Annotated in this window: 4 protein-coding genes; 2 read left to right on the forward strand and 2 right to left on the reverse strand. The window is 71.4% G+C overall.

Annotated elements, in window-relative coordinates; genetic code table 11:
- Positions 1-103: 103 nt before the first annotated feature.
- The gene (locus ACWCO3_RS33140) at positions 104-757 is read right to left on the reverse strand and encodes a class F sortase (RefSeq protein WP_450013871.1); all 654 of its coding nucleotides are present in this window, start codon (positions 755-757) and stop codon (positions 104-106) included.
- Positions 754-1,584 (reverse strand): DUF4397 domain-containing protein, encoded by an 831-nt coding sequence (locus tag ACWCO3_RS33145; RefSeq protein ID WP_145785176.1) that lies wholly within the window; start codon positions 1,582-1,584, stop codon positions 754-756. Before ACWCO3_RS33145 ends, ACWCO3_RS33140 begins: the two co-directional genes overlap by 4 nt.
- Positions 1,585-1,814: 230 nt before the next feature.
- On the opposite strand from ACWCO3_RS33145, the gene ACWCO3_RS33150 reads away from it, so the two are divergent.
- Positions 1,815-2,417 (forward strand): RNA polymerase sigma factor, encoded by a 603-nt coding sequence (locus ACWCO3_RS33150; protein WP_145785177.1) that lies wholly within the window; start codon positions 1,815-1,817, stop codon positions 2,415-2,417.
- On the forward strand, positions 2,371-3,180 hold the full coding sequence (locus ACWCO3_RS33155; protein WP_450013874.1) for an anti-sigma factor: 810 nt from the start codon (positions 2,371-2,373) through the stop codon (positions 3,178-3,180). Before ACWCO3_RS33150 ends, ACWCO3_RS33155 begins: the two co-directional genes overlap by 47 nt.
- Positions 3,181-3,328: the final 148 nt, after the last annotated feature.

Raw genomic sequence — 3,328 nt, forward strand, 5'->3', positions numbered from 1 at the left:
CCCGGACTTGTCGCCGGACGACGACTCGGACTTCGCCGGCTTGCTGGCCGTGCCGCCGGGTGCCGGGGTGGGACTCCCCACCCCGGCACATGGCGTGACCTCGTCAGGCGGGTACCGCGGTCACGACGATGTTGTCCCGGTACTTGCGGGCCTTGGCGTCGAACGGCCCACCGCACGTCATCAGCGTCAGCCGTGGCTTCCCGTCCCGGGCGAAGTACCGGTCCAGCGGAATCCTGGTCTTGTCGTACTCCTCCCGGGCCACGACCCGGTACCGCCGGGCCTCACCGTCACTGCCGGTCGCGGTCACCGTGTCGCCCTGGTCCAGCTCCCGCAGCCGGAAGAACGCGCCCTTGCCCTGCTTGGCGCTGTCCACGTGACCGGCGATGACCACCGATCCGGCGTCCGCCTCCAGGCCGGGGCCGTGGCGGTACCAGCCGATCTGGTCGACGCTCGGCGGCACCTCGAACTCGTTCGTCTTCTCGTTGATGCCGACCGCGTTGACGGTGGCGGTGACGCCGATCTCCGGGATCACGAGCCGTACCGGCGGGACGATCTTCGCATCGGCGGGCAGCTCACCGGCGGTCACCGGAACGGTCGGGCCGCTGGCGACGGCCGGTGGGGTGCTGGCGAGGGCTGTCGCCTCGTCCGCGCCCACGTTCCCGGCCGGCTGCGAGCCGCACGCCACCAGGGCGGCGACGGTGAGCGCGGCAACGCCGGCGGCCAGGGCCGCCAGCGCGCCGCGGTTGCGCACCGTCACTTGCGACCGGTCCGCGCGGTCGCCATCCGCACCCCACCACCGAGCAGCAGGAGTACGCCGGCACCGGTGAGCACGTACCACCAGGTGTTCACGCCGGTACCGGCCTGGCCACCGTCACCGCTCGGCACGCCGCCGGGAGCGGAGTGCAGGCCGGTGATGGTCTGGGCCACCACGCCGAGGTTCTTCGCCTCGGCGGATCCGATCGCGTAGACGACCGTCGCGGTGCCCTCCTTGAGGTTGAGGTCCGCCGGGCCGATGGCCACGGTGTCGGTGCCGGCCAGCACCACGTCCGCCTTCACGCTGCCCGCGTCGACGTCGCCCTTGGCCTCGTTCGGGTTGGTGAGGCCCTCGAAGACCGGGGTGCCACCGGCGCGTACGTCGACCTCGGGGGCGGCGGCGGTGTGCCGGACGATGAGCCGGGCCTTGCCGGCGGCGACCTTCGACACGTCGTTCACGAACGGCGTGATCTTCGGCTGGCCGGCGGCGTCGAGGTGCGCCGCGATGCTGATGTTGGCCCCGCCGGGCACCGCCGCGTTGTCGGCCTTGAGAATCGCGCTGCCGATCGGCTCGCCGGGCTTGGTGAGCGCGATGTCGTAGTCGCCCTCCTCCAGGTTCAGCGGGCCGGCGACGTCACCGGGCTTGAAGTTCTCCAGCGTCTTCTTGCCGTTGACGTAGACGTCGACCGGGGTGTCCGGGATGCCGTGCACGACGGAGACCTTCGACGTGGCGGCGTACGCGGGGGTGGCGGTGAGCGCGCCGACACCGGCGAACGTCAACGCGGCGACCGCGCCAGCGGCGGCGACCCGACGGAAGTACGAGAGCTGCATGTCTGCCTCCTGGTGATAACTGCTGATTCGTCAGGCCTGGCTTGCAGAACGGGTTACGCCGGCTCTTCGACGGGCGGATGCGCCGGAGGAGCACTTTTCTTTTTCGGTCCCGCCTGCATCCGAACGACGCCCCTGGGACGAAGAGCTGGTGAGATGACTTCGACCGGGAGAGTGGGGCAGAGACTGTGGCAGCTACAGTCGGGCATGCCCCATCGAAGGCGAGCCGCCCGATGACGGCGCCCCTACAGGAACCGGACCCCCCGGTGGACGACCTCGGCCTCCGCTTCCGCGCGGGCGACGAGGTGGCCCTCCGCGAGGCGTACGACAGGTACGGTCGCGCCGTGCACCACCTGGCCACCTCCATGCTGGCCAACCGCAGCGACGCCGAGGACGTCACCCAGGCGACGTTCGTCGCCGCCTGGCTGGGTCGCGACACCTTCGACCCGGCCAAGGGATCGCTGGTCGGGTGGCTGCTCGGCATCGGCCGACGCAAGGTGATCGACCGGATGCGCGCCTCGGCCCGGGAGACCCGGGTGGTGGAGACGGTCCGGCAACTACCCGAGCCGACGTCCACCGACCCGGACCCGGACCGGGTGGTGGACCGGCTGGTCATCGCCGACGAGCTGGCCCTCCTGCCGGACGACCAACGACGCATGCTGGAGTTGGCCTTCTACGACGACCTGACACACCAGCAGATAGCCACTGTGACCGGAGTGCCGCTGGGCACCGTGAAGAGTCACATCCGGCGCGGCATGGCGAGCTTGAAACGCAGATGGGAGGTGGACGGTGCAGCACCTGGACCACGACCGGCTGGTCTTTCTGGCGCTCGGTGAGAGCGAGGCGGACAACGGGGAGAGCACCCACCTCGGCACCTGCGCGCACTGCCGCGCGGAGCTGGCGACCCTGGAACGGGTTGCTGGGCTCGGCACCGAGACGCAGGGCCTGACCGACCTGCCCGACCCCCCGGAGCACGTCTGGCAGGGCATCATCGCCCAGGTGAGGGCGGCGGAAGCCGGGCCGTCGCCGACCGGGCTCGCTCGACAGCAGGTGCCCACGCAAACCCACAGCACCACGGCCGCGAGGGCCGACGACACGCACGCCGAGTCGACGGTCACCAGGTTGGATCCGACGCGTCGGTCCCGCCGGGGCTCCGGCTGGTCCCGTTGGGCGGCAACCGCCGTGACGGCGGCAGCCGCCGCGGCGGTCGGTGTGGTGGGCACGGTCTCCGTGCTACGGCCGGACGACCCGTCGCCCACTCCGCCGCAGGTGGTGGTGGCGAGCGCGCCGCTGGCGGCGTACGGATCGACACCGCCGACGGCCAGTGGCGACGCCCGTGTTCTCCAGGACGGCCAACTGCATCTGCATGTGGCGAATCTCCCGCGCGTCCCGGGGTACTACGAGGTCTGGCTCATCAATCCGACGACGATGGAGATGTTCTCGGTGGGCACCCTGGGCGGCGGTTCGGATGCTCTGCTGCCGCTGCCCCCGAATGTCGATCTCAAGAGTTACTCGGTGGTCGACGTCTCCGCCGAGCAGTACGACAACAACACCCGCCACTCCGGCGACAGCCTGTTGAGGGGCACCCTGACGGGCTGATCGGTGGGCCGGTTCAGCTCCCCGGCCCGCCGATCAGCTCCCGACCACGGAAGTGGCCGCCCGTCGCGACGGGGGGCGCCGAGCGGGGGGAACCGGGCGCAAGGGCGGGGGGGGCGGCACGGCGGCCAGCGGAGAGAGGCTGGGGGGA

Source organism: Micromonospora sp. NPDC002411 (assembly GCF_053592955.1).

What these genes read in the sequence shown, in the direction of transcription:
- ACWCO3_RS33145 (WP_145785176.1), bottom strand. Translation starts at nt 1,584, where the DNA reads ATGCAGCTCTCGTACTTCCGTCGGGTCGCCGCCGCTGGCGCGGTCGCC.
- ACWCO3_RS33150 (WP_145785177.1), top strand. Translation starts at nt 1,815, where the DNA reads ATGACGGCGCCCCTACAGGAACCGGACCCCCCGGTGGACGACCTCGGC.